This is a genomic window from Gillisia sp. Hel_I_86 (assembly GCF_007827275.1).
GTDB lineage: Bacteria > Bacteroidota > Bacteroidia > Flavobacteriales > Flavobacteriaceae > Gillisia.
In genome coordinates, this window is sequence record NZ_VISE01000001.1 from 1,946,360 (window position 1) to 1,972,387 (window position 26,028).

18 protein-coding genes and 1 pseudogene are annotated in these 26,028 nt (G+C 37.8%); 7 read left to right on the forward strand and 12 right to left on the reverse strand.

Annotated elements, in window-relative coordinates; genetic code table 11:
* Position 1 precedes the first annotated feature (1 nt).
* Positions 2–1,330 (reverse strand): hydroxymethylglutaryl-CoA reductase, degradative, encoded by a 1,329-nt coding sequence (locus JM83_RS08725; RefSeq protein ID WP_261376889.1) that lies wholly within the window; start codon positions 1,328–1,330, stop codon positions 2–4.
* 178 nt (positions 1,331–1,508) lie between these two features.
* Here JM83_RS08725 and JM83_RS08730 point away from each other — a divergent pair, with 178 nt between their 5' ends.
* The 5 genes and pseudogenes from JM83_RS08730 to JM83_RS08750 all read left to right on the forward strand — a co-directional run bounded on the left by JM83_RS08730 (position 1,509) and on the right by JM83_RS08750 (position 8,673).
* Entirely contained in the window at positions 1,509–3,680 is a 2,172-nt protein-coding gene (locus JM83_RS08730; RefSeq protein ID WP_144961270.1) for a S9 family peptidase, read from the forward strand.
* 22 nt (positions 3,681–3,702) lie between these two features.
* Positions 3,703–5,273, forward strand: a pseudogene (locus tag JM83_RS08735) (peptide MFS transporter).
* A 7-nt stretch (positions 5,274–5,280) separates the two neighbouring features.
* Positions 5,281–7,029, forward strand: a complete 1,749-nt coding sequence (locus tag JM83_RS08740) for a peptide MFS transporter (protein WP_144961273.1) — start codon at positions 5,281–5,283, stop codon at positions 7,027–7,029.
* Positions 7,030–7,076: 47 nt separating this feature from the next.
* On the forward strand, positions 7,077–7,859 hold the full coding sequence (locus tag JM83_RS08745) for a hypothetical protein (protein WP_261376890.1): 783 nt from the start codon (positions 7,077–7,079) through the stop codon (positions 7,857–7,859).
* A gap of 271 nt (positions 7,860–8,130) precedes the next feature.
* Positions 8,131–8,673 (forward strand): thioredoxin family protein, encoded by a 543-nt coding sequence (locus JM83_RS08750; RefSeq protein WP_144961279.1) that lies wholly within the window; start codon positions 8,131–8,133, stop codon positions 8,671–8,673.
* A gap of 7 nt (positions 8,674–8,680) precedes the next feature.
* Here JM83_RS08750 and JM83_RS08755 read toward each other — a convergent pair whose 3' ends face one another.
* The 5 genes from JM83_RS08755 to surE all read right to left on the reverse strand — a co-directional run bounded on the left by JM83_RS08755 (position 8,681) and on the right by surE (position 13,864).
* Positions 8,681–10,729 carry a ComEC/Rec2 family competence protein gene (locus tag JM83_RS08755; RefSeq protein WP_144961282.1) on the reverse strand — a complete coding sequence of 683 codons (2,049 nt, stop codon included), beginning with the start codon at positions 10,727–10,729 and terminating at the stop codon, positions 8,681–8,683.
* A 39-nt stretch (positions 10,730–10,768) separates the two neighbouring features.
* On the reverse strand, positions 10,769–11,335 hold the full coding sequence (locus tag JM83_RS08760) for a C40 family peptidase (RefSeq protein WP_144961285.1): 567 nt from the start codon (positions 11,333–11,335) through the stop codon (positions 10,769–10,771).
* Positions 11,336–11,344: 9 nt separating this feature from the next.
* A complete protein-coding gene (gene lpxB, locus JM83_RS08765) occupies positions 11,345–12,460 on the reverse strand; it encodes a lipid-A-disaccharide synthase (RefSeq protein ID WP_144961288.1) in 1,116 nt (371 codons plus the stop codon).
* 347 nt (positions 12,461–12,807) lie between these two features.
* Positions 12,808–13,089 (reverse strand): hypothetical protein, encoded by a 282-nt coding sequence (locus JM83_RS08770; protein WP_144961291.1) that lies wholly within the window; start codon positions 13,087–13,089, stop codon positions 12,808–12,810.
* A complete protein-coding gene (gene surE / locus JM83_RS08775; RefSeq protein ID WP_144961293.1) occupies positions 13,082–13,864 on the reverse strand; it encodes a 5'/3'-nucleotidase SurE in 783 nt (260 codons plus the stop codon). Before surE ends, JM83_RS08770 begins: the two co-directional genes overlap by 8 nt.
* Positions 13,865–14,014: 150 nt before the next feature.
* On the opposite strand from surE, the gene JM83_RS08780 reads away from it, so the two are divergent.
* The gene (locus tag JM83_RS08780) at positions 14,015–16,258 is read left to right on the forward strand and encodes a carboxy terminal-processing peptidase (protein ID WP_144961296.1); all 2,244 of its coding nucleotides are present in this window, start codon (positions 14,015–14,017) and stop codon (positions 16,256–16,258) included.
* 807 nt (positions 16,259–17,065) lie between these two features.
* A complete protein-coding gene (locus JM83_RS08785; protein ID WP_222430222.1) occupies positions 17,066–18,811 on the forward strand; it encodes an IS1634 family transposase in 1,746 nt (581 codons plus the stop codon).
* A 122-nt stretch (positions 18,812–18,933) separates the two neighbouring features.
* Here the strand turns inward: JM83_RS08785 and rodA are convergent, their stop codons facing one another.
* Genes rodA through purH form a run of 6 tightly spaced genes read right to left on the reverse strand, consistent with a single transcriptional unit; the run spans position 18,934 to position 25,966 of the window.
* Complete coding sequence (gene rodA, locus JM83_RS08790) at positions 18,934–20,181, reverse strand: rod shape-determining protein RodA (protein WP_144961299.1); 1,248 nt, start codon at positions 20,179–20,181, stop codon at positions 18,934–18,936.
* On the reverse strand, positions 20,181–22,049 hold the full coding sequence (mrdA, locus tag JM83_RS08795) for a penicillin-binding protein 2 (RefSeq protein WP_144961302.1): 1,869 nt from the start codon (positions 22,047–22,049) through the stop codon (positions 20,181–20,183). The genes rodA and mrdA overlap by 1 nt, the downstream gene beginning before the upstream one ends.
* Positions 22,046–22,552 (reverse strand): rod shape-determining protein MreD, encoded by a 507-nt coding sequence (locus JM83_RS08800; RefSeq protein ID WP_144961305.1) that lies wholly within the window; start codon positions 22,550–22,552, stop codon positions 22,046–22,048. Before JM83_RS08800 ends, mrdA begins: the two co-directional genes overlap by 4 nt.
* Positions 22,545–23,366, reverse strand: coding sequence for a rod shape-determining protein MreC (mreC, locus tag JM83_RS08805; RefSeq protein WP_144961308.1), 822 nt, complete (start codon positions 23,364–23,366; stop codon positions 22,545–22,547). The genes JM83_RS08800 and mreC overlap by 8 nt, the downstream gene beginning before the upstream one ends.
* 10 nt (positions 23,367–23,376) lie before the next feature.
* Positions 23,377–24,405, reverse strand: a complete 1,029-nt coding sequence (locus JM83_RS08810) for a rod shape-determining protein (RefSeq protein WP_144961311.1) — start codon at positions 24,403–24,405, stop codon at positions 23,377–23,379.
* Positions 24,406–24,439: 34 nt separating this feature from the next.
* Positions 24,440–25,966, reverse strand: coding sequence for a bifunctional phosphoribosylaminoimidazolecarboxamide formyltransferase/IMP cyclohydrolase (gene purH, locus JM83_RS08815; RefSeq protein ID WP_144961314.1), 1,527 nt, complete (start codon positions 25,964–25,966; stop codon positions 24,440–24,442).
* Positions 25,967–26,028 lie beyond the last annotated feature (62 nt).

Sequence of the window (26,028 nt, forward strand, 5' to 3'; positions counted from 1 at the left end):
GTTAATTTCGGATTCGTTCTAATTGCTCGGAGACACTACTATGGGTAACCGTATGTTTTTTAAAATAATGAATAAGTTCCTCCTTTTCTCTTGGAGTTGCGTTCTGGGAATTCAGGATATTCATTAAATGCATTTTCATGTGCCCCTGCTGAATGCCATTTGTCACCAAGGTTTTCACTGCCGCGAAGTTTTGTGCCAAACCTGCAACAGCAACAATCTCCATTAGTTCCCTTGCAGAGGGCTTTTGAAGGATCTCTAAGGCTACTTTGGCAAGTGGATGAAGATTGGTAAGCCCGCCTACCGTTCCTAAAGCTAATGGGATTTCCATCCAGAATTTAAAAATGTCATTTTCTACGCTGGCATGAGTCAAACCAGTGTAAAACCCATCTTTGCAAGCGTAGGCGTGAATGCCCGCTTCTATGGCTCTAAAATCGTTTCCGGTCGCCAATACTACAGCATCAACACCATTCATAAGCCCTTTGTTATGTGTAACAGCTCGATACGGCTCTACTTCAGCAATCTTAATGGCTGTTAAGAATTTCTCGGCAAATGTTCCATGGGAAATATGTGTGTCATCATATAATTCTGAAACCGGACACGAAACTTCAACTTTTACCAAGCATTCCGGCACATAATTGGAAAGGATGCTCATGATCACTTCCAAGCGTTTTTCTTCAACATTAAATTCCTGAAACTTTGCAGCTTCCTCTTTTAAGGTATCTGCAAATTTTTCTAAACAGGAGTTTATAAAATTGGCACCCATAGAATCCTTGGTTTCAAAAGTACAGTGCAACTGAAAATAACCACTTATCAACTTGGTCTTATCCACCAACTCGATACCCAACACGCCGCCACCCCTCTTCCGCATATTTCTGGTAACGCCGCTAACAGCATCGAATAATACAGGCTTAACACCCTTAAAAAACCGATTTAATTTCTCCCTATCTCCGTTATAAATAAAATGAACCTGTCCATTTTTGGTGGTATTTAAAACTTCTACTTTAAACCCTCCTCGGGTTTGCCAGAATTTCGCGGCTTTACTGGCTGCGGCAATCACAGAGCTTTCTTCGGTGGCCATAGGGATCGCCATTAACTTTCCATTAATTAAAAAGTTAGGTGCTATCCCAAAGGGCAAATAAAAATTGCTCAGGGTGTTTTCGGTAAATTCCTCATGTAGTTGTTGTACCGCCTCATTCTCGTTCCAATATTGTTTCAATACTTTTTCGGCAATATTGGAACCCTGTAAATATGTTTTTAGCAACCAGTCAATTTTTTCTTCCTTGTTCAATTTGGAAAAACCGCTAATGGGTGTGATCATTGGATAATAGATTTGTGCTTCAAAGATACAATTACTGCTCTTATTGAGGAAACAAGTCTTATCGCAAAAGGAAAAATTGGACTTTGGCAATTTTTCTGCTTTAACATTCTGTTAGTATTTAACACCAAAAAACTGCTTTTTTTGCTGAATTTTTAGTAAACTTGGCCTATAAAATTTATTTTACACATTTATGAGAATACCAAAATTTGTCCTTACCCTGTTTTTGGTAGGAACTTCTGCGATTTATGCACAAGAAAAGCAAGTCACTTTAGAAGATATATGGGGGGGCACCTTTGGGCAGGAGCGACTGGAATCTTTGAAATCTTTAAATAATGGAACCCAATATATCGTTCTTAATCAAGATAGAAAAGCCGGGACTTCCAGTATAGATGTTTTCGATTATAAGTCGGGTGATAAAAAGGGAAGCCTTTTAAATAGTTTGGATTTGCCAGAATTATCGAGGTTCCAATCTTACGAGCTTAGTGCAGATGAAAATATGGTCTTATTGGCTACAGAGTTGGACAAGATCTACCGTCATTCTTCAAAGGGAATTTTTTATATCTACGATGTAAAATCCAAAGAACTAAAGAAATTAAGCGAAAAGAAAGTGCAGGAGCCAACATTTTCTCCAGATGCTTCTAAAGTAGCCTATGTTTTTGAAAACAACCTTTTTGTAAAAGATCTTTCTACCGGGAAAGAAACCCAAGTAACCAAAGACGGTAAAAAGAATGAGGTAATCAATGGGATTACAGACTGGGTTTACGAAGAAGAATTTGCTTTTGTAAGAGCATTCGATTGGAATGCCGATGGAACAAAAATCGCTTTTTTGAGGTTCGATGAAGTTGACGTACCGGAATTTTCCATGGATATTATCGGAAGCGACTTATACCCTACAGCCTCCACATTTAAATATCCAAAAGCAGGAGAGGCAAATGCAAATGTTTCATTACATATCTACGATCTAAAGAATTCCAAAACCAACGAGGTTAGTTTAGGGGACTATAAAGATTTTTATATCCCTCGAATTAAATGGACAAATAACCCAAATATCTTAAGTGCCCAGGTTCTTAACCGTCATCAAAATAATCTGGACCTTATTTTTGTAAATGCTGAAAAGAATGAAGCACAAGTTCTTTTAAATGAAGAGGATGCAGCTTATGTGGACATTACAGATAATTTAACTTTTTTAGACGATAACAGCTTTATTTGGACCAGTGAGAAGGATGGGTACAATCATATTTATCACTACGACAAATCTGGAAAACTTTTAAATAGGATTACAAAGGGGGATTGGGAAGTGACCGATTATTATGGGTTTAACCCGAAAACTAAAAGGATTTATTTCCAAAGTACAGAAAATGGAAGTGTAAATAGGGATGTGTATTCCATTAAAACCGATGGTTCCAAGAAAACCCGTCTAACCGAAAAAACCGGCACAAACAATGCCGATTTTAGTGCAGATTATACATTTTTCATCAATACCTTCAATAATACCACAACTCCAAATGAATATACATTGCATAATGCTGAGAATGGAAAACTGGTGAGAAAGATCAAGGATAATTCAGCATTAAAAGAAATGGAGAAAGCATTTGATTTTTCTCCCAAAGAGTTGTCCACTATAGAAATCAATGGAAACGAATTGAATATGTGGACCATTAAGCCGTCAGATTTTGATGCCACCAAGAAATACCCACTTTTGATGTACCAGTATTCTGGGCCAGGTTCTCAAACTGTTTCAAATTCCTATGCAGGTTCAAATGATTATTGGTACCAGATGCTTGCAGATTTGGGATATATTGTAGTTTCTGTCGATGGGCGCGGAACAGGATTTAAGGGAGCAGCTTTCAAAAAAATAACCCAAAATGAATTGGGAAAATTTGAATTGGAAGATCAAATTGCGGCGGCCAAGAAATTAGGGGAGCTGGATTATATAGATTCAGAAAGAATTGGGATCTGGGGCTGGAGCTACGGAGGATTTATGTCTACGAATGCAATCTTAAAAGGAAACGATGTCTTCTCTATGGCAATTGCAGTTGCACCGGTTTCTAGCTGGAGATTTTACGATACCATCTATACAGAGCGTTATATGACCACTCCGCAAGAGAATGCAAGTGGGTACGATGAGAATTCCCCAATTAACCATGTAGAGAAATTAAAAGGGAAGTACCTTTTGGTTCACGGTTCTGGGGATGATAATGTGCATGTTCAAAATTCCATGAGATTAATAGAAGCTCTGGTACAAGCGAATAAGCAATTCGATTGGGCAATTTACCCGGATAGAAATCATGGGATCTATGGTGGAAACACAAGATTGCACTTGTACACTAAGATGACAAACTTCATTAAAGAAAATTTATAATAACCTTACCAATAACTATATAATGGCAAATACAGCACCTCCGGCAAATCAAAAGGAATTATTCGGGCATCCTATGGGATTGTATATCTTATTTTTCACAGAAATGTGGGAACGGTTTTCTTACTATGGAATGCGCGCAATCTTGGTTCTCTATCTTGTGAGTGCAACAACAGGAGGGAATGCTGGTTTGGGTTGGACACAGCCTGAGGCATTGGCACTTTACGGTTGGTACACAATGCTTGTTTATGTGGTATCTATACCGGGAGGTATTCTTGCCGATAAAGTCTTTGGCCAAAAAAAGGCAGTACTCATTGGGGGAATAATTCTGGTATTTGGCCATGGTATTTTAGCCGTGGAAGAAATGTGGGCTTTTTACACCGGTTTGGGATTAATTATCGCTGGGGTCGGACTTTTAAAGCCAAACATTTCTACAATGGTGGGTGGTTTATATAAAGAAGGGGATATAAGACGGGATAAAGGTTTTACCATATTTTATATAGGAATTAATGTTGGTGCATTTTTATCCAGTATAATTGTAGGTACCGTTGGAGAAGTGTATGGATGGCACTATGGCTTTGGTCTTGCTGGAATCGCTATGGCACTTGGGCTAATAGTTTATTTATGGGGCCAAAAATATTTAACCAATGTAGGGAATCTATTGTCTAAAGTAGAGCGCAACGAAGGTGCTTCTTTAGGGAATCTTTTTAGTGAACTATTAAATTCCCCATTACAATTAGTGGTTTCAACAATTTTATTAGGAGCATCAATTTGGGGTTGGTTATCATGGGGATTTGGTTACGGACTGTTGTTCTTGTTCTTAACCTTGGTGGTTGCCATGATGATGATGGTTTATAAAGATCTTACAAGCCAGATCATGAAAGATAGATATGTAGTGATGCTGCTTTCTTTTATTTTGGTGATCGTATTCTGGGGAGCTTTTGAGCAAGCCGGTGGATTAATGAATATTTATGCTTTAGACAATACAAATAGATCTATCCCATTTAGCCTTCCTTTTGGAATTGGGAACGAGGTGCCCGCGTCTTGGTTTCAATCTTTAAATGCGATGTTCATCATTATATTTGGAGTAGTGATAGCAAATTATTGGGCTAAACGAAAACTGAAAAGCAAAGAAGCATCTTCCATTTTTAAGATGGCCATCGGGGTTATAATTATGGGAATAGGTTTCATATTTATGGTTTTTGCCGCAATGCAGTTTGAATCTAATGGGTCATCTGCAATGTACTGGTTGGTATTGGCTTATTTATTCCATACTATTGGAGAGCTTTGTTCTTCTCCGGTTGCACTCTCTTTTATCACCAAATTAGCTCCGGTTAAATATGCGTCTTTAATGATGGGTGTTTATTTGCCGCTACAGGTTTAGGTAATAAAGTGGCTGGGGAACTGGGTGCATTCGCTTCGGAAGCGGGTGATATTGCAATTTTCTCTGGAATAACTATATTCACGGTTACATTTGCTTCTATCGTTCTTTTAATGTTGAAGCCATTAAAGAGACTTACACATGGAGCTGAAGATAATGAGAGGGAAATGTTGGAACAGGAACCTTACGAACTAGCAGATACAGAAATTAATTAGGGTTTTTATGTCAGTAGATAAGGCATCTTCCGAGGATTTCTTCAACTCGAATGTTTTAGGTCATCCTTCCGGGTTATTTGTTTTGTTTTTTACTGAAATGTGGGAACGCTTCTCCTATTATGGAATGCGTGCCTTATTGGTGCTTTTTTTAACTTCAGCTTTATTTAATGAAGGTTGGGCTTGGCCTCGAGAGCATGCACTTGCCCTGTATGGTACCTATACCTCTTTAGTTTATCTAACGCCAATCTTGGGTGGTTTCCTTGCCGATAAATATATGGGCTATAGAAACGCTGTGATTTTGGGCGCTTTTTTGATGACTCTTGGCCATGTGAGTATGGCACTGAATACAGAATTTATGCTGTATGTGGGATTATTCTTTTTAATATTAGGGAATGGGTTTTTTAAACCTAACATGACGTCTATTATTTCTCATATGTACGAGGGACATGAAGAGAAAAAGGATGGAGCTTTCACTATTTATTATATGGGGGTTAATGCAGGAGCATTCTTGGGGATCTTACTTTGTGGCTATGTTGGAGAAGAAATTGGTTGGCACTGGGGCTTTGGTCTTGCCGGGATCTTTATGTTTTTTGGTCTTTTACAATTCTATTTTGCCCAAAATATTTTCGGGGAAGTAGGTAAGAAACCAATTAAGGGAGCAGAAGAGGTAACTATTGATAAAACGGTAGATAAACTGAACCCATTCACATTATTGGATAAAGCTTTCATTATAATTAGTGCGGTGATAGGTTTGGTGTGGATCATTAATGATCCCATGTCTAAAATTGGAGGCACCAATATATTTGACTTTACTGTTGCCGGGATGGATGGTTCTAACTTTATGATCTTGTTCGCCCTTATAATTTTTATAATTTTATTGGTATCCAGGATTATTAGGTACAGTCCAATAGTGAGGGATAAAATGATAGCCGTGTCCATCTTTGCCTTTTTTACCGTTTTCTTTTGGGCAGCTTTTGAGCAAGCAGGCGGTTCTATGACAATTTTTGCTGCAGATTATACAGATAGGGTTTTAGATGGTAGCTCTGCTAATATTTTTAGGGTTGTAAATACCCTGATCACTATAATTCCATTGGGGATTATTACATGGGTGTTGTTTAAACTTTTTCGGCAGACTTTTGCGAAATATGGATTGTCTAATGTGTTTTTAGGAACCAGTTTTATAATTATATGGGTGTTGGTTGGGTTTATGCTTTACAACCAATATCTTCAAGAAAACCCAGAGGTTCCGGCCTCATGGTTTAGTGTTCTTAATTCCTTGTTCATTATTATTTTTGCGCCTTTGTTTTCTAAACTTTGGGAAAGTAAATACAATCCTTCCGTAGCTGTAAAGTATGGGGCTGGATTAATCTTATTAGGGGTTGGATTTTTATCCTTGGCCTATGGGGCTTATGGAATTCCATCTGGTGCCAAGATAGCAGCTGTCAGTATGATCTGGTTGGTATTTGCTTATTTCTTCCATACCATGGGAGAATTGTGCTTGTCGCCGGTGGGTTTATCTTATTTAAGCAAGCTGGTTCCAGGACGAATGATCGCATTTATGTTTGGGATCTGGTATTTGGCAATAGCTATAGGTAATAAATTAGCGGGAACCACAGGGGGAATGATAGATGAAATTACTGCGGAATATTCTCTCTCTACGTTCTTTTTATTGTTCTTTATAATTCCAGCTGTAGCGGGAGTTCTTATAATTATGTTGCATCCGCTGTTAAAAAAGTTGATGCACGGTATCAAATAGGTAATTTTTAGCATGTTTATCCAGTGTTCTCATCAATTAAAAGAAAAATGACACAAGCCTACGAAAATGAATTGATTGTCTTAAAATTTGGTACAACTTCGGTTTGCGATAAAAAGACTATGGAGATAAAAGAGAAATGGATACAATCTGTAGGCGAAGAAGTAAAAAGGCTAAAAGAAAAAGGGAATAAAGTAATCATCTTTACTTCTGGCGGACTTGCAACGGGTAGGCAGGAAATAGTCAAGATAAAACTAAACAATCAAAAAATACAGCAAAATAAAAAAGCCTTGGGAGCAATAGGGTTAAGTAAATTACTCTATAAATGGCAAAAGAATTTTGGCCATATTGGATTGCTTGCAGCAGCATTAACCATAAGAGAAGAAGATATAGAGACTACCTCAATATGTGAATTAATATTGGAATTGACAGAAAACGGAATAGTTCCTATCATCAATGAAAATATTCCTTTACAAAGTGATTATAACAATGATGAACTAGCATCAAAAATTTGCAAAAAAATAGGGGCATCGAAATTTATTTTATTTACGGATACAGATGGAATATTTACCGACAATCCAAAAACGAATCCAACGGCAAAACAATTGCAAGTGATAAATATTGATGATATAGATGTAAGTCTAACAGAAAATGAATCAGGATTAGGAAGCGGAGGAATGAGGGAAAAACTGAATTCTGCAATTAGAGTGAAAACCGAAGGTGTAGATACAATTATAGCAAATGGAGTTAATTTGTATCCGATTTCGAATTTAGGAATTAGAAATAAGTGTACTGTATTGACAAAGAAAACTGATGAGAATGGTTATAAATAATGCGGGCGTATAGTGCTTGAACAAAGGCTTGAATTTAATCCTTGTTAAAGATCAATTTTGGAACGGTATTTGAAAAAGCATAAAAAAATACATGTATATCCGTTTTTTGTCCTAATAGTGCTTTCGTCACCCTGAATTTATTTCAGGGTCTCAATATTGTATTGATTTACATTGAAATGAGATTCTGAAACAATTCCGATAGCTATCGGAACAGAATGACGTCCTTTTTCAGTTTAGGATACTTTACGGACAAAAAAAAATATTATTTACTATGAAATTAATACTTACCAGTTTACTTGTCTTAATGACTTTTGCCGGAATACAAGCTCAGGAGATAAAATGGATGAGCATGAACGAAGCTTTGGAAGCACAAACAAAACAGCCTAAAAAAATCCTGATGGATGCATATACCACTTGGTGTGGCCCCTGTAAATTGATGGATAAAAATACTTTTACCAATAAAGATGTGGTAAACTATGTGAACAAGCATTTTTATGCTGTAAAATTCGATGCAGAGGGTACAGAAGAGGTGCTTTATAAAGATTTTAAATATACCAATCCTAATCACGATCCTAATAGAAAAGGTAGAAATAGTCAGCATTTTTTGGCGAATGCCCTAAAAATAACCGGATATCCCAGTTTGGTTTTTTTTGATGAAAAAGCGAATGTAATTTCACCGATCGTTGGTTATAGAACTCCTGAACAGTTGGAGATCTTTCTTAAGATGATAGCGAACAACGATTATAAAAAATTAACCTCGGCAGATGCTTGGGGCAAATACGAAAAAGAGTTCAAAGGAACTTTTAAAAATTAAGTGTTAGTTAGTTTCCTTCAGTAGCTTTTACTGATTTTATAATAAAAGATCCCTTTTCGCCAGTTGCGTGGAAAGGGATTTTTTTAATAAATGCCGTTTCCTTCCACTTTTCAATAAGGTTTTTATAATTGCTGCCATCTGCAATTATTTGCTCAGGTTGAAGCTCCAGAATAAGTCGTTCCATGTTTATTTTTGGGGAATTTGTGAGCAAGATCAATTTCGGATAAAAATCAGGGAGTTTATAAATTCCGAGACTATCCAGTACCAGAATATCTTTTTCAGCAAATGAATACATATTTCTAAGTGCCAAGATAGTATCTACTTGGTGCTTATTTCCAATTTCATAACCGGTTATAAAAGAAGGTTTTTGCTGAACATCAGAAGTGTAGTAGTTGAAACTATAGTCACTTGTTATTCCAATATCCGTGTTTCTTGCTCTATGAAAAATGACAAATTCATTTTTTGGTTTTTCATATCTCTCGTAAATGAAGACCAGTTGGATTAGTAGTATGGAGCTCAATACCACGGACAAATTTTTAAAGCTCGACTTTTTCAGAAGCAAAGAAACAGAGATCAGAAATGCGAAGAACGCGATGCACAACATCAATGAAAATGAAATATCCTTGATGATAAAGGTGTCTTTGGAGGCTATGTAGGCTACAAGCTCATTTACTATTGAAATCATCCAAGCATAGGTTTTGGGTAATAAGAGTGGATTGAGTCCGATAAGAAGAAGAAAAATCAGGAAGATCCCTACTGCCAAGATCAAGCCCATAAATGGCAAAATAAGGATATTGGAAACCAGAAACAATCCGGGGAATTGATGGAAATAAAACAAGCTTAACGGCAATACCCCAATTTGTGCTGCCAAAGTTACCGAGACGATCTTCCAAAAATATCTCAAGGACCTATTTTCGGTGTTTACTAATTTCGTAATAGCGGGTTGAAATACCACGATTGCGAAGACCGCAGAATAACTCAATTGGAACCCTACCTGAAAAATATAAAGCGGATGGATAAGTAGCAGAATCAATAACGAAGCAAATAAAGTATTTAGAATGCTTGTTCTTCGGTTTAGTTGCATTCCAAGAGCCACAAAAGAGAACATGCTCACCGCGCGCACCACAGATGGTGAAAGCCCGGCTATCAATGCAAATCCCCACAGCGCAATTAAAAGCATCACAGTTTTAATGAGTTTTCCATATCTCCATCGCTCCATGAATTTTAAGCCCCAGTTAAGCATAAATAAAATGATCCCAACGTGTAATCCAGAAACTGCGAGAATATGAATTACTCCTGCTGCAGCATAATTCTGCTGAATTTCTGGGGATAGTTCTTGGCGCTGGCCCAGTAACAAAGCTTGGATCACGGCAAGTTCATCTTTTTTAAAATTTTGCTTTTTGAGCCTGACGATAATTTTCTCCCGGAGTTTCCCCGCATAAGATCTTAGCGAAATATTGGAATTAGCGAGGGTGTCTAATTGACCATGGGAAATATTCAGTTGCTTATAGACTCCCAAGGTCTTCATATAGCGACTATAATCGAATTGGTAAGGATTTAAGCTTCCTTTTATATCCTCAATTTGTCCTGAAACACAAATGGCTTGGCCAACCTTCAGCTTAGGTAATAAACTGTTCCTCGATATATTTAAAAGCAATTTTCCTTCAGTAGTTTTGAAGTTCAATTCTCGCACCTTCAAAATATACCTATCTTGATAAAGGCCCGGTTTAAGTATTTCGAATACTTCAGCAATTAAAAGTGGGGAGGTCTCCTTTACATCCGTTGGAACCTGATTTGTATAATGATCTGGATTGTTTTTCGGGGAATGGGAATAGGAGCTAAGAGCGCCAAGATAGATGAACATACAAAATACCAGCACGCCAAAAATGGGATTTTGGAGGAAGCTCCTTTTTGCTGAATAAAATGAAATGATGAATGCAAATAATAGAACAACACCAATGGTTAGAATTATGAATGGCGTGAATTCGAAATAAAACCCCAATAGTACCCCAACTATTAGGGAAAAAGCAAGTTTTATAAGTGTGAAATTGTACAATCCCCAAAAGTCTAAGTTGCTCTTGAAGATAGTAAATAATTAGATTACTCGTCTTGCCATCACGAAATGTTCAAACCAATAATCGTCTGCCAATGAAGATATTATAACTCCCCTTGAGGAGGAAGAGTGAATAAAAAGAATGTGACCTGACTGAATTTCCACCACCAATCCCACATGATTGATCACTTTTTTATTTTTATTGGTCTCGAAAAACAAGAGATCCCCAATATTCACATCTGCTAAAGATAAGCGCTCACCTTCTAATGACATTGCTCTCGAAGACCTTGGCAGTTCTATATTTTCTTCTAAAAATGAGGTAAAAACAAGTCCGGAACAATCCATTCCTTTTGCTGTGGTACCGCCATATTTATATTTAGTCCCTTCAAAGGTAAGGGCCGTTGCAGTAACATTATAGACCCTTTTGTCCTTTGGCAACTCCGAAGCTGAGGCTGTTTTGATCTTGTTCTCTGGAGCTTTATTGTAGATTATTACTTCGTTTGGATTCAAATTTTGCTGTCCTACCAATCGTTTGGATTTGGATGCCCCACAACTTGTGAGCAATAAAGAGAACAGGATAAAAAATACATAGTAAAAATACCTACTCATACAAAAATGCTATTTTTTAATACTCTTATAAATCAGTTGGGCAGTCTTTTCACTAGCTCCTGCACCTCCCAATTTTCTTTCTAACTCGAAATAAGCCTCAAATATTGTTTTCCGGTTTTCAGGATCCAATATTTTATTGAGCTCTTCTTTTAATTTCTTCGGATTGAAATCATTCTGAATCAATTCTGTAACCACATCTTTATCCATGATCAAATTAACCAGCGAAATATAATCCAAATCCACTACCCTTTTTGCGATCTGATAAGAAATCGTACCCCCCTTATAACAAACAACTTCTGGCACCTTGAACAAGGCTGTTTCTAAAGTTGCTGTTCCGGATGTTACTAGCGCAGCCGTGGAAAGACTTAACACATCGTAGGTTTTGTTTATTACCAAATGAACATTTTTCTTTTTGATAAAAGGTTTGTAAAACTCTGGATCCTGACTGGGAGCCCCAGCAATTATAAATTGATACTCCTTAAAATCATCGGTAATACTTAACATGGTTTCTAGCATCTTGGAAATTTCCTGTTTTCGGCTTCCAGGAAGCAAAGCGATAATGGGTCTTTTATCCAATTGATGCTCTTTTCTGAATTCATCTGGTACCACCAATTCTTTTTTAGCGATTGCATCCAAAAGGGGATGCCCTACAAAATGCACCGGGAACTGATGCTTTTCTTCATAAAATTTCTTTTCGAAAGGAAGGATCACATACATTTCATCTATATCCCGTTTTATTGCTGAAATCCTATTCTCCTTCCAAGCCCAGATCTGCGGAGAAATATAGTACTGTGTAGGGATATTTAATTCTTTGGCCCATTTAGCAATCCGCATATTAAAGCCCGGATAATCAATAAAAATGAGGGTGTCCGGCTTGTATTCCAGAATGTCGTTTTTACAAACTTTAATATTTTTTAAAATGGTCCTTAGGTTCGCGATCACTTCTAAAAAGCCCATAAATGCTAGCTCCCTATAGTGCTTTACAAGAGTACCGCCGGCTTCTTGCATAAGGTCTCCTCCCCAAAACCTGAATTCAGCTTCTGGGTCTACTTTTTTTAAAGCCAACATTAAATTGGAAGCATGTAGGTCTCCGGAAGCTTCACCTGCAATAAGGTAATATTTCATTCTAAGGGATTTTAAGGTTTGAAAGTTATCAAATAATATCTATGTACACCTTGCTTTTTAACAATATTCCGGTTGGAATATCACATCGAGCGGAGTCGAGAAGTCTTAAATTTGCGTCATTCTGAACTTGTTTCAGAATCTAACCTTCAAAGCAGTATTAAAATTATTAAGAGCCGTATTATAAATCATATTTCGACAAGCTCAATATGACAATTTTAGTTTGTCACATCGAGCGGAGTCGAGATGCTCCCTTTCATTAAGAGTTTAATTCCATGAGGCCACTCGAGTTGTTAAGTATGGCTTCCCCCAAGGTTCTTGATTCAAATTTGATAAATTTTTCGAGGACATCAAATAAATTTGGTAACTGCTATAACCACTGCCATAAGTACGGTTGCTAAAAGTACACCTCTTGCTTTATAGACTTGGTTCTTTTTTATAAACACAAAAAATGGCAAAAAATTCAGGATGGCACCAAGTGCAATAATCTTCCCTAAATAATCATTCTTAAGGGCATGCTGAAGGGTTGTTTCCAGATCCATATTTGAAAAAAGCAAAATATAAAAGAAAATCCCTGCTGCGTTAGCCAATAAACCAATTATAAAGCCAATAAATACGTGTTTTTTAATCATTCAATTCCCAGTCGTTAAGATCTTTAATATAGTGATGAGCGGTAAGGTCGAATTGAACGGGAACTACAGAAACATATCCATTTTCCAATGCCCACTCGTCTGTATCCTGTCCGCTATCTTCATTTACAAATTTACCGGTGAGCCAATAATAATCCCTGCCTTGCGGGCTTGTTCTTTTATCAAATTCCTCTACCCAATAGGCTTTTGCCTGCCTGCATATTTTAATTCCTTTAATTTTTTCTTCCTTCAGTTTAGGTAAATTCACATTTAAGACCACACCTTTAGGAAGCCCATTTTTAAGCACTTTCTTGGTGATCGCTTTTATGAATTTCTTTGTGGGTTCAAAGTCTGCACTTAAAGAATAATCCAACAATGAAAAGCCAATGGCAGGAATTCCCTCAATCCCGGCTTCTACTGCAGCACTCATTGTTCCGGAGTAGATAACATTAATAGAGGAGTTGGAGCCATGATTTATTCCGCTCACACATAGGTCTGGCTTACGGTGTAAAATTTCCTGTGTGGCAATTTTCACGCAATCGGCAGGAGTTCCAGAGCAACTATATTCTTTATGGGTATATTTTTTATTGATCTTTATCTCGTCACAGTAAAGCGTATCTGTAATAGTTATGGCATGCCCCATCGCACTTTGTGGCCTATCTGGCGCAACAACAATAACATCGCCAAGTTCTTTCATGACCTCGATCAATGTTCGAATTCCCGGAGCGGTGATTCCATCATCATTTGTCACTAAAATAAGCGGTTTTTCTTGGGACATAGCTAAAATATTTTAAGGCTGCTAAAATAATAATTCCCAAAGGAAAGCTTATCTTAGTGGTCTAACAAATTAATTGTGCAAATGATGAGTGTTGGCACAATTTTTAATACATATATATATTGATATTGAATGATGAAATATATTCACTTTATGAAAAGGAACTATAAATTTTTGGTGCTGGTTTTGCTTATGGCAGCCGCATCGTGCAGTTTTACTACAAAAACTTTCAACGACCCTAATAAAGATAAACTATTAATAGATCTTATTACTTACGTTTTGGAAAGAGGACATTATGATGCTAAATCCATCGACGATGGTTTTTCCAAAGAAGTATATAGGGACTATCTGGATGCAGTAGATCCTTTAAAACGTTTTTTTTACGAGAAAGACGTGAAGGAATTTGTTGTTTATCAAGATAAGATAGATGACCAGATAAGAGGAAAAGACCTTACTTTTTTCAATTTGACCCATGATAGGTTACTGGAAAGAATGAAAGAGGTGCGTGGGATTTATAAAGAAATATTGGCTCAACCCTTTGATTTTTCCGAAGAAGAAGATATCAATACCAATTATGAGGAGATAGAGTATGTGGCTTCCAGGGCAGAATTGAAAGAGCGTTGGAGAAAGCAGCTGAAGTTTAGCACGCTTGCTAATTATTACGAAAAGAAAGCGGAGCAGGAGCGACTAATTCTTAGTAAAAAAGACAGTAAAAGTTCCAAAGAAAATTATATAGATGCTGATGTGGATTCCGAAGATGAGGCTAAGGAAGCATTTGCTTCATCTAAGTCGGACATTTCTGAAAGTGATAAGGAATTCGTGATTAAGAGTGATGTTGAATTAGAGAAAGAAGCAAGGGAAGCTGTTCTTACTTCTATGGATGAGTATTTCGATTTTAGTGAAGAATTGGAGCGCAAAGATTATTTCGCAGTGTATATCAATGCAATAGTAGAGGAGTTCGATCCTCATACATTTTACTTTGCCCCACAGGATAAAGATAGGTTCGATATTGCAATGTCTGGAAAACTGGAAGGGATTGGAGCAAGGCTACAAAAGAAAAGCGACAATATTACCATCATGGAAGTGATTTCGGGTGGACCAGCTTGGTTAAGCGATAAATTAAGCGAAGGTGATATCATTTTAAAGGTAAAGCAAGAAAATGAAGCAGCCCCGGTAAGCATTGTTGGAATGCGTTTGGATGATGCCGTGAACCTAATAAAAGGGCCTAAAGATTCTAAGGTTACTTTGACGGTCAAGAAAAAGGTGATGGGCAATATTGAAGATATTACCATTACAAGAGATGTGGTGGAACTGGAAGAAACCTATGCGAAATCTGCATTGGTAAGGAAAAACGGACGTGAGTTTGGACTTATAAACCTACCAAAATTCTATTTTGACATGGAAAATTATGCAGATAGAAATGCTGCTTCCGATGTTAAAAAGGAAATCATAAGGTTGAAGAAAGAAGGAATGGAAGGTCTTGTGCTGGATCTTAGAAACAACGGAGGTGGATCTCTTAAAACCGTAGTGGATATTGCGGGTTTATTTATAGAGAAAGGTCCTATTGTGCAGGTGAAAAGCAAAGGAGCTGGTCAGGAGATTTTAGAAGATCAGGATCCTAGTATTCTTTGGGATGGTCCTTTAGTGATATTGGTAAATGAATTATCGGCTTCGGCTTCAGAAATTCTTGCGGCTGCAATGCAAGATTATAAAAGGGCAATTATTATAGGTAGCAAGCAAACCTATGGAAAAGGAACTGTTCAAAATGTAATAGACCTTAACCAGACTGTTAGAAGTAACGAATATGGAGATCTTGGAGCCTTAAAATTAACCACTCAAAAGTTCTATAGGGTAAATGGAGGTTCTACCCAGTTAGAGGGCGTTAAAAGTGATGTGGTTGTTCCAGATAGATATAGCTATATAGACATAGGGGAGAAGGATTACGAAAATCCATTGCCTTGGGATCAAATAAAAGCAGCTAAATATAAAATTTGGGATGGCTATATAGATTTTGAAGATGCCATTAAAAGCAGTAATGCGAGAATGTCCAATAATGCTCAACTAAACCTTATTGCTGAAAATGCGAAGTGGGTGAAAAATCAGCGGGATGAAGAAATTTATCCCTTGAACTATACTGCGTATCAAAACCATAGGTTGCTTACAGAAAAAGATGCTAAGAGGTTCGATGCAATTTCAAGTTATACTTCTAACCTGACTTATGAATCTTTGCCCTACGAAATGGAGCTATATGTAACAGACACTATCTTGAAAGAAAAGAGGGATAGATGGCATACTAGTTTAACTGGCGATGTATATATAGAAGAAGCTATTAATGTATTGGAAGATATCAAGATCAATAACATCAAGAGGTCGAAAGTAGCCACAATTAAAAACTAAAGTTTTCTAACAGGCAGTCTGAAGCTCGAAAAAAAAGTTTTACTTATAACTAGCTCATAAAATTGAAGAAATTGTCGTATTTATAATGAGATGATGACGCGATTCTGATAGCTCTCTGAACAGGGTTAAAGTAATTCTAAAAACCAGCTTCGTCACCCTGAACTTGTTTCAGGGTCTCAGTATTCCATCGATTTACATTGAAATGAGACTGAAACTTCCGATGCTTCGGAACAGAATGACGTCCATTTTTGTTTAGGATACTTTACGGACAAACACTCATTTTTTCATACAGGCTCTTTTTTATTTCCACAACTTTCCTATGAAGCGAAAATATATTTATCCAGGTATTATATTGGTTGTTGCTTTAGTACTTGTATTGGTTGAACGATGTGCCTAAAAATGGTAAATCAAGAACCTAGGAGAACCTGCCAGCTGGGTCAGACCTTTTAAACCATTAATGAGGATCTCAGTTCGACCTAACTTGATTGAAGCTCAAAGATCGTGAGTTAGCGGAGTTGAAAAGTACTTTCTTTGCCACGAATACTTTTTTTGATATGTCATCCCCGCGGCAGGACGGAGCTCTATTATAGAAATAATGCTTCATCGAGGTTCTTCGCTACGCTGCGTTCAGAATGACATTTCTCGGCTTTGTCCCTTCGAGCGGAGTCGAGAAGTACTTCCTTTCATTCATGAACATGCCACGAATACTTTTTTCCTGTTTTCCGCACTTTTTAAAAAACCCTTTAGGAAACACTGAATTTGTTGAAATAAATTTTGAAAATGGGTGTTGCACGCCTATTTTTGAGGATGTTTTTACGAAAATTAAAGAATCGTCCCGGTAGTATTTCAGTACAGATTATTTCCAAGGACAATGGGAAATACAAAGTCATCAAAACCATTGGCAGTAGCAACAATGAGCAGGAGCTTCAAAAATTGATGTTTCTTGGAAAGCAGGAAATGGAAAGACAGGGTGCCCAGGGAAAATTGTTTGTTTCAGAAAATGATATTGTTGTAGAACAATTATTTGGGGCATTGGCCAATGCGAGCATCAAGACCGTGGGCCCCGAACTGATTTTTGGGAAAATATACAACGGCATTGGGTTCAGTGAAATCAATGAAGATCTGTTCCGCCATTTGGTGATTGCCAGATTGGCCTTTCCTTTGAGCAAATTAAAGACTATTGAATACCTGTACCGGTTTCAGGGGACAAGGCTGAATATAGATACCGTATATCGTTTTCTGGACAAGCTTAATGATCGTCTAAAAGCACAGGTTGAACAGATCTCCTTTGCACATAGCCTAAAAGTTCTTGGTGGTAAGATCAGTATTGTGTTTTATGATATGACCACACTTTATTTTGAGGCCAGCGATGGGGATGACCTCAGAAAAACGGGTTTCAGCAAAGATGGAAAACACCAGAACCCCCAGATCTTTCTTGGTTTGTTGGTGGGGCTTGGAGGCTATGCTATTAGCTATGATATTTTCGAAGGCAATATTTATGAAGGGCATACTTTGATTCCATTCATAGAAAAAACAGCGGCAAAGTTTAAATTGGACAAACCTGTGATTGTTGCCGATGCGGGCCTGCTATCAAATTCCAACATCTTGGCCCTTGAAGAAAAAGGTTACCAATATATCATTGGGGCAAGACTAAAAAACGAACCAGAAAAAATAAAGAAACAGATACTGGCAAAAAAGCTTATCGATGGCCAGATGATCAAAATACCAAAGGCTGAAAAAACCCGCTTAATTGTTACCTATGCGGACAATAGAGCGGCAAAGGATGGGCACAATCGTAAAAGAGGGTTACAACGTTTGGAGAAACGAATTAAATCCGGCAAGCTCACCAAATCCAACATCAACAATAAGGGTTACAATAAATATTTAAAAATGCAGGGGGATGTGACCATTGAAATTGATTATGAAAAATTCTGGAAAGACAACGCCTGGGATGGATTGAAAGGCTATGTAACCAATACAGGATTATCAGATAAACTGGTAGTGGAAAACTATAAAAACCTATGGCATATTGAAAGGGCATTCAGGATGTCAAAGACCGATTTACGAATACGGCCAATTTACCACAGGTTACGCCACCGGATTGAAGCCCATATCTGCATCTCATTTACTGCTTACAGCATTTATAAGGAATTGGAAAGGCTGCTGCACGCAGAAAAATCTAGTATATCACTAAGGAAAGCAGCAGAACTAACACATAATATGTATCAAATCACTTATGTGCTTCCTGACTCCAAACATACCAAGTCTATCCTCTTGAAAATGAATGATGAACAGGCGGAATTATATCAAATAATCGAGAAAAATTTCTGGGGTGTTGCAAAGATGAAAACAGGAGATTCTTCACTTCGCTACGCTGCGTTCAGAATGACATTTCTCGGCTTTGTCCCTTCGAGCGGAGTCGAGAAGTACTTCCTTTCATTCAGGAACATGCCACGAATACTTTTTTTGATATGTCATCCCCGCGGCAGGACGGAGCTCTATTATAGAAATAATGCTTCATCGAGGTTCTTCGCTACGCTGCGTTCAGAATGACATTTCTCGAGAACGGGTTTTTTGAACGAAATCGCTGTTATTGACAGAAAATCCTTTCAGCCCCGAGGGGTCAGGGCACTCGACCTGACGCGATTTACTTAGGTCGTACTCAGGTTGAGGGATTAAAAGGCCAATCTTTCAGAATCCAACTTTATAAAGATAAAAAGCAGGATAGTAAAGCCCCATAAACCAGAGCCTCCATAACTAAAGAAAGGAAGTGGAATTCCAACAGTTGGAAAAATACCGGTTACCATTCCTATATTAACAAGAAAGTGGACAAAAATAATCCCCACCAAACTGTAGCCATATACCCTATTAAATGTAGATTTTTGCCGCTCGGCAAGAAACAATAATCGAAGGAGCAGCACCATGAACAAAAGCACGACCAAAGAAGTACCTAGGAATCCCCATTCTTCACCAACCGTGCTAAAAATATAATCGGTGTCTTGCTCTGGAACAAATTGTCCTTTGGTTTGTGTTCCTTCTGTCCAGCCTTTTCCCAGCCAGCCCCCGCTACCTATTGCAATTTCACTCTGATTGGTATTATAACCAATGCCCTTTGCATCTACTTCTTTCCCCAGAACTATATTAAAACGATCCCTATGGCGCTGCTCAAATACATTCTCAAAAATATAATCTACGGAATAAGAAAGCGCAATAGCACCTATAATTAACCCTAATAATACCTGTGGTTTTGGTCTGCCCTTCTTTTTCTGAAGCAAACTAAGTATGCCAATAATACCAACTGTAATGGCTACATACAGTGGGCCAATAACTAATGTTAATATAAAAATAGCTATCCCTGCAAAACCTAAAAACAGGTAAATTCCAGATAGTCCTTCCCTGTATAGCGGGAAGAGGAATGCAGCATACACCATGGCACTTCCCGCATCGGGTTGTGGCAATATAATAAGTGCTGGCAAAGCGATGATAAAAAATGCTTTTAACTGATGTGAAAATAGTTTGATATTCGTTTGAATGTCCCCGAGATAGTTTGCGAGGGCGAGTGTAGTCGCAACTTTTGCAAATTCCGCAGGTTGAATGCTTATTCCGCCAAATCCATACCACGAAGTTGCTCCGTTGATGGTTTTTCCAAACACAAAGAGCCCCAATATAGAAAGGATTGAGATTACATAGAACACGCTCGAAAACTTTATGTAAAATTTGGCCTCTATGGATAATATGATGATGATCATAAATAACCCGAGGATGATCCAAAGTGCCTGTTTTCCGTAGATCTTATCGAGATCAAAAATTCCGGAAGGTGAATCTCCGAGAGAGGCAGAATAGATGTTCATCCACCCAAAGCTTATAAGTAAAAGGTATATTAAGATAGTAACCCAATCGAAACTAATTGTGCCTTTCGCCATTATTTGTTAATTGTGAAAGGTTCTCCACTAAGTGGCTTTAAGTATTCATCTTCTAAACTGTGGGTGAGTATCCAAGTTTCCATATCTTTTCTAGAGATCGTGTTTTTAAGATATTTCTCTATCATTAAACCGGCAATTCTACCAGCATACCGGCCACCCCAATATCCATTTTCTACAAATACGGCAATGGCGATTTTAGGATTATCCACTGGTGCGAATGCAATAAATATAGAATGATCTGTGAGCTGCGTTCTCTTGCCGTTTATTTTCGTGTAATTCTCTGCAGTTCCAGTTTTTCCGGCTATTTCTATTCCCGGAATTTGTAAGGCAGATGCCGTTCCAACTTTGTATACTTGATGCATTCCTTCAATCACCGGGATAAAATGCTCACTATCAATGGTGGTGAATTTTTTCTCGGTATAAGTTGGGTCAGATATTGGCTCCCCATCGATACTTTTTAAGATATGGGGCGTATAATACCAGCCTTTATTAGCAATAGTAGCGGTCATGTTTGCTAATTGGATAGGGGTCATTAAAACCTCTCCTTGACCAATCGCATTGGAGATGGTTGCAGTTGAAAACCACTTGTAGGTAGGATATTCGTATATTTTATTATAGTAATTGGCATTTGGAATTTTCCCCGATCTTCCCGCAGGTAAATCGTAGCCCAAAAACTGCCCAAGACCAAAACTGTTTAAATGCTTCGCCCAAGCATCTACACCTTCTTGCGGAGTAGGATATTTTTCTATGATCCTTCTATATACATTTGCAAAATAGGCATTACAGGATTGTGCAATTCCTGGGATCATATCCAAAGGGCTCGCATGTGCATGGCAACCTAATTTTCGGCCTCTTCCATATACGTAGCCTCGATTGCAAGAGAATTTATCATGAATATCTACAACCTCTTCTTGTAAACCTATAAGTGCGTTGATGGTTTTAAAAGGGGAGCCTGGGGGGTATTCTGCCAATAAGCCCCTATCGTAAAGGGGCCTTGCAATGGTATCATAATATAGTTTGGTAAAGTTTGCCGATCGTTGCCTGCCCATAAGGAGCGCAGGATCGTAACTTGGGGCTGTAATAAGTGAAAGAATTTCACCGGTTGCAGGTTCTATTGCTACGATTCCTCCACGTTTGTTCTCCATTAATTTTTCTCCATAAGCTTGCAAAACCGCATCTATAGAGATGGAAACATCTTTTCCTTTTTTTGGTAGGGTATCAAAAATCCCATCTTTAAAAGGGCCAATATCCCTATTGAACCTATCCTTTTGTATATATTTTACGCCTTTTATACCTCGCAACAATTCTTCATATTGACCTTCCACCCCTTGTTTTCCGATTAGATCCCCGGAAATATAATATGGATTTTCTTCAATTATTTTATTGTTTACTTCAGCAATATACCCTAAAACATTAGAACCATTTTGGGTTTGATAGTCTCGTAAAGATCTCTTCTGAATATAAAAACCCGGATACTTCCGCATTTTCTCCTGAAGGTAGGCATACTCAGATTTTGTGAGCTGAGGTACAATAATAGAGGGAAGCCTGGGGGAATAAATTTTTGCCTTATCCAATTTTTTAGCCAGTTCCTCCGGGGTGAGTTTTAAGATGCTGCAAAATTCCGCAGTGTCAAATGCCTTCACGTTTCTTGGAATTGCCATCACATCATAGGAAGGCTGGTTGGAAACCAGCAACTCTCCGTTCCTATCGAAAATATAGCCGCGCTGCGGATAATTATAAACCACCTTTATTGCATTGTCTTCGCTCAAACGGGCGAAAGATTCGTCCATTATCTGCAAATAGAACAAGCGGCCTATAAATATAAAACCGGTGGTAATAATTATAATGTACAACAGCAGCCTTCTCATCGTCTTTTCGGTTTAAATAATGTCAAACTAATTAAGACTAAAAGTATAGTGAAAATACTCGTAAAAAATGTCTTTTTCAAAATTAAATATACATGGGAAAAACCGAACATTTCCAAAATAAAAAGCAATAGGTTGTGAAGTACCACCACAAGGATAATATAACTCAGCCTTGCTCCATATGGGGTGTTCGATAATTTTACTGTTTGGTAATCGTAACTTATTCCGAAGGAAAATCGGAGTATTACAGGTCTAATATAGGCTATAAAAACACTCGCGGCGGCATGTATTCCCCCGCTGTCCTCAAAAGTATCTATACTTAGCCCTAATAAAAAAGCAATAAGCATAAACCAGCCTTGTGGCGTGTTAAAAGGATATAGAATTAAAAATAGGATATACAGATATGGGTTTATAAAACCCAAAAAGTTGATATTATTAAGGAGCAGGACTTGTAACAAAACCAAGACCACAAACCGGATGCTATTGGAGATAAGTGTATTAGTCATCTATTTCCTCCAGTTCCCTTATTTCTTTCCTATCCTTGTTCACAATAACATACACATGACCAATATTGGTCATATCATTAAATAATTGAATGTCTATTGTGTAATAACTCCCATTTTCATCTAACTCAAAGCCTATAATATTGCCAATTGGAATACCGCGAGGAAAAATTAAAGATTTCCCGCCCGTTATAATGGTGTCCCCTTTTTTAACAGGAGCCAATCTAGGCACATCTGTTAACTGGACTACATTGGGATCCTTGCCATTCCATACCAAAGAACCAAAATGGTTGGTCTTTTTAAGTTGTGCATTTATTTTGGAATCGCTGTTCAATATAGAAATCACCCTAGCGTAATTTTTAGTGGCATTATCTATTATCCCAACTATCCCTTGGCTGGTAACCACACCAGATTCCGGTAAAATATGGTCTTTTCTGCCCTTATCCAAGGTGATGTAATTATCTACTTTAGCATAGTTATTATTAATAACCCTAGCGGTCCTAAACTCATAAATCCCCTCGTAGACGGTAGAATCTATGAAAGTGTCATTGAACAAAGTATCTGGGACATTGGAAAGCTTGTTTCGTAACAAATTATTCTCTTCCAGAAGGCGTTTGTTGTATTCTTCAAGATAAAAATAAGATTGAATGCTATTCGCTTTTTTATAGATCCCACCGGTAATGAAATTAGCAGAACTAATAAATTTGCTTTTATGGAATGAATGGGACTGAATCGTGAAAAATATAGATACGCCAAACAGCAACAGAAATAAGATGTTATTCTTATTGCGGATAAGAAAATTGAATATCTGCTGCATGGGTTAAATCCTACTTTATCAATATTCCTTTGTAACGGGCAAGGTTTTTAAGGCATATTCCGGTTCCTCGAACAACGGCTCTTAATGGGTCTTCTGCAATGTATACCGGGAGATCTGTTTTTAAGGATAAACGTTTGTCTAGGCCTCTTAGCATAGAACCTCCACCTGCAAGATAGATCCCGGTATTGTAAATATCGGCAGCTAATTCTGGGGGGGTTTGGGATAACGTTTCCATCACGGCATCTTCTATCCTTAAAATAGATTTATCCAATGCCTTCGCGATTTCTCTGTAAGATATTTGAACCTGTTTCGGTTTCCCAGTAAGTAAATCCCTACCCTGAACGCTCATTTCCTCTGGCGGAACTTCAAGATCTTCGGTAGCAGCACCTATTTGAATTTTTATTTTTTCAGCAGTACGCTCTCCAACATATAAGTTATGCTGGGTACGCATGTAATACACAATATCATTGGTAAAAACATCCCCTGCAATTTTCACAGACTTATCGCAAACAATTCCTCCAAGAGCAATCACGGCAATTTCTGTAGTACCACCTCCTATATCGACGATCATGTTTCCTTTTGGCTGCATGATGTCTATACCAATACCAATTGCTGCTGCCATTGGTTCGTGAATAAGATACACCTCTTTTCCATTAACCCGCTCTGCACTTTCTTTTACCGCTCTCATTTCTACTTCTGTAATTCCAGAAGGGATACAAATAACCATTCTTAAAGCTGGAGTAAACATTTTTTTCTTTAATGCAGGAATTTCCTTGATAAACATGCTTATCATTTTCTCACTGGCATCAAAATCTGCAATTACACCATCCTTTAAAGGCCGAATGGTTTTAATGTTCTCATGGGTTTTCCCTTGCATCATCGCAGCTTCTTTCCCAACGGCGATAATTTTACCGGTGGTCCTGTCCCTGGCTACAATAGATGGACTATCTACTACTACTTTATCGTTGTGGATTACCAATGTGTTGGCGGTTCCTAAATCTATTGCTATTTCTTCAATGAGAAAATCGAAAAATCCCATATTTTTTTTTTGAGGTTAGGTAAATGTAATGAAATTAATGTTTAAAATGGCGGGTACCAGTCATTACCATTGCCATGTTATGTTGGTTGCAATAATCTATGCTCAATTGATCTTTGATTGATCCTCCAGGCTGAATCACTGCTGTAATTCCGGCTTTATCTGCAATCTCTACACAATCTGGAAATGGAAAAAATGCATCACTTGCCATCACCGCCCCATTAAGATCGAAATTAAACGACTTTGCTTTTGCTATACTGTGTGTAAGCGCATCTACCCTGGAAGTTTGCCCAGTCCCACTAGCTAACAATTGTTTGTTTTTTGCTAAAACGATGGTGTTGGATTTGGTGTGTTTGCAAATTTTGGATGCAAAAATCAAATCCTTTAACTCGTTGGAAGTGGGTTTATTGTTTGTAGCATCCGTTAAATCGGCTTCAGAGTCTGTTTTAAAATCTTTATCTTGAACCAAAACCCCATTTAAACAAGTTCTCACTAGTTTTTGAGGCAGTTCCTGTTCTTTCTGAACAAGTATAATCCTGTTCTTCTTTCCTTTTAAAGCTTCAAGCGCTTCTGAAGAAAAAGAAGGAGCGATCACCACTTCACAAAACAACTTATGAATTTCTTCAGCAGTTGCCTTATCAATTTCGGTATTGCTAATTAAAACCCCACCAAATGCTGAAACAGGATCTCCTGCTAGAGCATCTTTGTAAGCTTGTAAAATAGTATCTCTTTGTGCCAATCCACAGGCATTGTTATGCTTTAAAACAGCAAAAGTTGGATCCTCGTTCTTGAATTCGTTCATTAAATTTACGGCTGCATCTACATCCAGCAAATTATTGTAAGAAAGTTCCTTTCCGTGCAACTGATCGAAAATCGCTTCAAAATCCCCGAAAAATGTGCCTTTTTGATGTGGGTTCTCCCCATATCTCAACTCTTTTCCTTTATTGAAACTTTGTTTGAAGGTGCTGTCTTCAGAATTAAAGAAGTTGAAAATAGCAGTATCATAATGAGAAGAAACCTGAAAAGACTTTCCAGCGAATTTCTTCCTGTCTTCCACGGAAGTAGTTCCGTTATTTTTGGATAAAAGCTCTAAAAATTCTGAATAATCGTCTACAGAAGAAACACAAAGCACATCTTTAAAGTTTTTGGCCGCCGCACGTATCAGGGAAATCCCCCCAATATCGATCTTTTCAATAATAGCTGCTTCCGATGCTCCCGAAGCTACGGTTTTTTCAAAAGGATAAAGGTCTACAATCACAATGTCCAACTGCGGAATGTCATACTCCTTCATCTCTGCAACATCACTTTCATTATCCTGTCTGTTAAGGATTCCGCCAAAGACTTTAGGGTGCAAAGTTTTAACCCGGCCCCCTAAAATTGAAGGATAAGAAGTTAGATCTTCTACAGGAATAACAGCGATTCCAAGATCTTTAATGAATTTTTCGGTGCCACCAGTAGAATAAATAGTGATTCCCAGTTCATCCATTTTTTGAACTATGGGTGCTAAACCATCTTTACTGAATACCGAAATTAAAGCAGATTTCGCCGTTTTTAAGTTGCTCATTGTGTTGTGTTTGTTAAGCTTGCAAAAGTAATTAAATCGCTAAGATTTCTAAAGTTCTTCGC